This is a genomic window from Chloroflexus sp. (assembly GCF_034432675.1).
Taxonomy (GTDB): domain Bacteria; phylum Chloroflexota; class Chloroflexia; order Chloroflexales; family Chloroflexaceae; genus Chloroflexus.
The window spans coordinates 1-4,840 of the sequence record NZ_DAOUBI010000027.1; the positions used below are offsets into that span (position 1 = coordinate 1).

General features: G+C 53.3%; 6 protein-coding genes. 5 read left to right on the forward strand and 1 reads right to left on the reverse strand.

All coding sequences use genetic code 11. The features are described from left to right. Positions 1–183 (reverse strand): DeoR family transcriptional regulator (locus VAE55_RS02370; RefSeq protein WP_322814218.1); only part of this gene is annotated, 183 nt, incomplete at its 3' end. Between the two features lie 1,169 nt (positions 184–1,352). On the opposite strand from VAE55_RS02370, the gene VAE55_RS02375 reads away from it, so the two are divergent. The 5 genes from VAE55_RS02375 (at position 1,353) to rsmG (ending at position 4,590) form a co-directional block, all read left to right on the forward strand. Next, complete coding sequence (locus VAE55_RS02375) at positions 1,353–2,000, forward strand: hypothetical protein (RefSeq protein ID WP_322814219.1); 648 nt, start codon at positions 1,353–1,355, stop codon at positions 1,998–2,000. 90 nt (positions 2,001–2,090) lie between these two features. Continuing rightward, complete coding sequence (locus VAE55_RS02380; RefSeq protein WP_322814220.1) at positions 2,091–2,993, forward strand: hypothetical protein; 903 nt, start codon at positions 2,091–2,093, stop codon at positions 2,991–2,993. 11 nt (positions 2,994–3,004) lie between these two features. Then, positions 3,005–3,247 (forward strand): hypothetical protein, encoded by a 243-nt coding sequence (locus VAE55_RS02385; RefSeq protein ID WP_322814221.1) that lies wholly within the window; start codon positions 3,005–3,007, stop codon positions 3,245–3,247. Positions 3,248–3,259: 12 nt separating this feature from the next. Further along, positions 3,260–3,877: a nicotinate-nucleotide adenylyltransferase gene (nadD, locus tag VAE55_RS02390; protein WP_322814222.1), complete on the forward strand. Its 618-nt coding sequence runs from the start codon at positions 3,260–3,262 to the stop codon at positions 3,875–3,877. Next, positions 3,874–4,590, forward strand: a complete 717-nt coding sequence (rsmG, locus tag VAE55_RS02395) for a 16S rRNA (guanine(527)-N(7))-methyltransferase RsmG (protein ID WP_322814223.1) — start codon at positions 3,874–3,876, stop codon at positions 4,588–4,590. The genes nadD and rsmG overlap by 4 nt, the downstream gene beginning before the upstream one ends. The last annotated feature ends 250 nt before the right edge of the window (positions 4,591–4,840 follow it).

Consider the following 4,840-nt stretch of genomic DNA (forward strand, 5'->3'; position numbering starts at 1 on the left):
CCACACACGGCGCAGCATGCCCTCTCGTTCGAGAATGGCGAAATCGCTCCGAATCGTCACCTCAGAAACACCGAGCTGCTCGGCACACCACTTCACGGTGATCTGACCGTAGCGCTGGAGCAAGGCCATAATCTGATCACGCCGTACTTCTGGCGGAAGCGCCTCATTGCTGTGTTCTGTCATACACGACTGTCCCGTTTGATGCTTATCTGGAATGGTTTCCATAGTCTATAGTGATTTTCAAGATTTGTCAAGTATTTACGAAATATTACGAATTTGGTGAGGTTTGAAAGAACGCCGTAACCGGTTCTCCATCACCGATACCGGTTGGAAAGCGGATCGCGAGCATTTCCTGCGTACATTCGTGAGAGTCGCGTGCTGCTGAATGATCTCGGTATGCGGTTACATCAAATCCGGTGTAGGATCGTTCATAACCCGTGATCCGACGATCATCCGAGATAGGTCGTGAAAGGCTACGAATGGATGTGATACTGGCCTATCGAGTGTTGCGTGCTAGTTGCGGGTTGGTGCTGTTCTTGAAGCTGTGTGCGAGAGATTCCCGGAGATATGCAATTGGGTATCCCGATGTGGCAGAAGCCGCGTCAGCCCATATATTTAGACCCCCTGAGCCCGCCAACCCTTATCGGAACCTATCCGAACCTACCGCTACCGGCGCTTCTTTGCGTCGTCTGGAGGGGCCGACAGGCAAGTTTGCGGATATTCAGGCGGTTATGCTATTCACCACTAGCGCCTACTCTTAGAATCTATCCGAAACATCGCTTCTGAGGCACGTTTCAGTCTGTACCGCAGGCTTTAGCCTGTCATGCACCGCCTAGACGAGTACGAATACAGCGCAGGCTTTACCCTGTACCACAGGCTTTAGCTTGGAATGCCCCACGTTTCGGATAGGCTCTTAGTGTTTGAACAGTACCAACATCTATCCGAAACGTTTTACCTACACCTCCCGGCACAGTCTCTTTGGATCGGTCCCGCCAAGTCGCTGAAAGGGATGAAGGTTTCGTCTCGTTTGACGTGTAAAAGCCGTGCTTTCACTTCAAACATTTCCTACCATACAACACCCTGAACAGCCACATCATGCCGTATCAGACCATACGACGTGCAACGGCATCAAGGATGAGACACACCTCACACGCCTGTCGATAAAGTAGTTTGACCGTACCAACACGTGGATGGTGTTTCACTCCCACCCGCCAACCACCAATTGTTGAGACAGCTTCTCCATATTTGTCAAAAATCATTGACATTTGCCACAACCTGTAATACCATGGAAGAACCCTTCTGTAGGGAAAGGGTTCCTTATATTTCTCTTAGAAAGCGCATGGTTTTGAGCGATGAGCCACCGTTACCGCTGGTTTCTTCTGGCAGGTGTGGTTGTCGCATTGTTAAGTGGTTGTCTTTCGACATTACCAACGAATATTGATGTGAACGGACCATTGCCGGCTACCTTGCCACCACTAGCACAAACGCTGCGCGCTTCAGCAGTGCCGACGCTGTTGCCGTCGGCATCGGTTACTGTTGCCCCTGTAATAACACATACGGTAACTGCTGTGCTTATTGTGGCGACGCCGCAACCTCCTACAGTTGTACCACCAACGCCAACCATTCCTCCAGCACCAACCCTTGTGCTGCCGACATTGCCCTCGCTCTCGCCGGAAGAACGCTGGCGCGCCCAGCAATTGGAACGGCAAATCTTTGCTACTCCTCGTTCATACAACACCAAACGAAGTGAACTTTACTGGTACGATCCAGTAAATCAACAAAAAGTTCTCCTTGGTATTTTAAATGGTGATTTTATGGTCCAGGCAACGTTCACATTTCGTGAAAATGGCCAGCTTGCCCTTGAAGTGCCGTATGAAGTGAATCGCGGTTATGGAATTACCGCACTCTCTCCCGCTGTGCTCGAACGGATTCGGGCTGCCGGATACTCCGACTGGATTGAGACATTCGTTTTTTTGACTCCTGAGGTGCAACCTAGGTAGTTGGTTGCACATCTGTTGCAGTGTGGTAGTATAATGGGCTTTGCCTTTGTCGGCTTTACTAGTATTCATTTTAGTAGTAAGGAAATCGCCGTGAGCAGTCGCTATCTGGAAATGGTGCGCGGACAACGTCGCCGGGGTGGATGGCAGTTCACATCAAAGTCATTGTTGGCTATTCTTGCGTTCATTGCCATGATAGGCTCTGCCGTTTACTGGTGGGGGGTTCAGAGCCAGTTGACCGGTAACTGGATTATCGCTGCTGCCTATACCGCTATTCTGGTATTGGCACCCCCAAGCCTGATGTCGTTCCTGATCCCGTGGTCACCTGGTGGTATGCTCCTCCAGAAGATAAATGCGCGCACGTGGGGATATGTTGCGGTGATGATTGCCGCACTCTATCTTGTCTATTATTCGTTTGAGATTCAGTGGACTTGGTGGGCTTCGCAACCCGTTGTGCAAAGTACCGGTCTGGTTATTCAACAGGTGCTGATTGGCATTATCGGGTTTATTATCATCCCTGCCCTGCTCTGGACGCCGGTCACGTCGGAAGAGCTGGTTGAGCAGGTGCGGCAGGCGCATCTTGTGCGTCGGTATGAATTGCAAACCCAGGCCGATATTGCCATTCTTCGGGCCACACTGCTCCGTGCTCAAGAGAAGGCACTCATTGGTTTTGCCAATCTTACGGTACAGGAACGGGAAGAATTGGCGGCAGTGATGCGAGGTCTGGTAAAAGGAATCGATGCTACGCTCCGTGATATTGGCGAGAGTGTGAAAACGGTGAGCGGTGCAACCGTTCCTTTCAACAGTCTCGAAGATAACGAAGACATCAGACAGTACCTCGATTTTGTCGCTGAGACACTGACCGATAATTCCCTCTTGCCGCGTCGATCATCTGCTTCCGGGCAACACGAATCGGTAACACGCCAGATTTCCCAACGCGACCAGGAAGAGTATTATGAAGATGATCGGCGAACCCGTACACTCAGGCAACGGTAAGGTGGTCTGGTATGCGCGGCTATCGTTTTACAACCGATGACCGGCTTCCTGAAAGTGATCTTGCAGAGCTTGCCGATGAACTGGCAATTCAGTTGCATTATGCGCTGGGTGAACGAGTTTGTCTTTTGCCGCGAAGTGATGTGGCCGAGCTGATCTGGCCGTATATCGATGACCTCCATCCCGATGATCAGAACGATTTGGTCTGGCTTATCTGGCACCTTTTTCAGGAAGCACGTGAGCTTAGTGAAGAATAAGCTGCACAAGTCATGATCACTGTTCGCCGCCTGGGGATTTATGGAGGTACGTTCGACCCAATTCATTTCGGTCATCTTGCTATTGCCGAAGAAGTGCGTTGGGTCTGTGACCTTGACCAGGTTCTGATTATTCCGGCTGCCGTCCAGCCTCTCAAGCCGACTCATGGTGCTGCACCCCATCACCGGTTGGCGATGGTCAAGCTGGCATGTGCTGGGAATGCTAGGCTGATCCCCTCGGCGCTTGAATTGGAACGGCCATCACCCTCGTATACCATCGATACGCTCCGAATCTGCCGGGAGCGTTATGGTGTCGGTGTACATCTCACCCTTATCGTTGGTGCCGATGCTGCCGGTGACCTGCCCCGATGGCGCGATCCGGATCAGATTGCCCGTATCGCCCATCTGGCAGTTGTTGAACGGCCTGGGTATCGTTTCGAACCGGCAACTCTGCTTGCTGCCGTGCCAGCTTTTACTAATCGGATAACGGTGATTGAGGGACCGCAACTCGCCATCTCAAGCACCGATCTGCGCTATCGCCTCGCCACCGGTCGTCCGGTACGCTACCAGTTGCCAGACGCCGTTCTTGATTATATTACTCGCCATCGCCTGTATCGAGCTGAGGAAGCATGACCGACAGCACTGCCCATCTGCTCAGAAAAACCACTACCGATTGGGGTCTATCGCTGAACGATCACCAGTTGGTGCAGTTTGAATGCTACCTGGATGAGCTGATGATCTGGAACGAACGCTTTAATCTTACCGCCGTTCGTGATCGGGTCGCGATGGTGCGTCGGCATCTGCTTGACTCGCTCTGGTTGGCCCGGGTCTGGGAAACGCCACCGGATAGTTTGATCGATATTGGGAGCGGTGCCGGCTTTCCGGCGCTGCCGCTCAAAATCCTCTATCCTGCGCTGCCGGTCACCCTGGTAGAGGCTACCGGCAAAAAGGCCACGTTTCTGCGTCACGTCATTGACTGCCTTCAGTTGCACAATATTCGGGTGTTAAACGAGCGCATTGAAACCGTCGGCCAGAACCCGACCGAACGCGAACACTACCAGGTGGTGACTGCTCGTGCCGTCGCCGAATTACGGGTGTTGCTCGAATACGCCTTGCCACTCTTGCGCCTCGGTGGGCACCTGCTTGCCCCCAAAGGGCGGCATCCAGAAGCAGAAATTGCTGCTGCCCAGAATGCCCTCACCCTGCTTGGTGGCGAAGTCAGCGCCTGCCTGCCGGTCGAGATTCCTGATGAAGAGCCGCGTAGTCTGGTGATTGTAACCAAAACTACTCCTACTCCCAACCGCTTCCCTCGCGCCATTGGCATCCCGGTGCGGCGGCCTTTGTAGAGAGTGATACCCGCCGGCATGAGCTTACGTCATGCGTCCCTCAAACCAACGTCACCCCGCCGCGCCACCTGATTACCATCGTGCGCAAGACCGGTATCACCCTGGGATCGCACACCTCCAGCTCGCTCAGCACCTGGAAGCGCATGCATTGCTGAATCTCGCCAACCCATTGACCCCCGCCCCCAGCGGGGGCGGGCTGGGGTGGGGTGTGTCTCCGGTTCGCTCCTCACCAGGCACAGTATCCTCCCGC

Bases quoted from the DNA above. Each gene is read 5' to 3' on its own strand.
- VAE55_RS02375 (WP_322814219.1), top strand. From the start codon at position 1,353: ATGAGCCACCGTTACCGCTGGTTTCTTCTGGCAGGTGTGGTTGTCGCA.
- VAE55_RS02385 (WP_322814221.1), top strand. From the start codon at position 3,005: ATGCGCGGCTATCGTTTTACAACCGATGACCGGCTTCCTGAAAGTGAT.
- nadD (WP_322814222.1), top strand. From the start codon at position 3,260: ATGATCACTGTTCGCCGCCTGGGGATTTATGGAGGTACGTTCGACCCA.
- rsmG (WP_322814223.1), top strand. From the start codon at position 3,874: ATGACCGACAGCACTGCCCATCTGCTCAGAAAAACCACTACCGATTGG.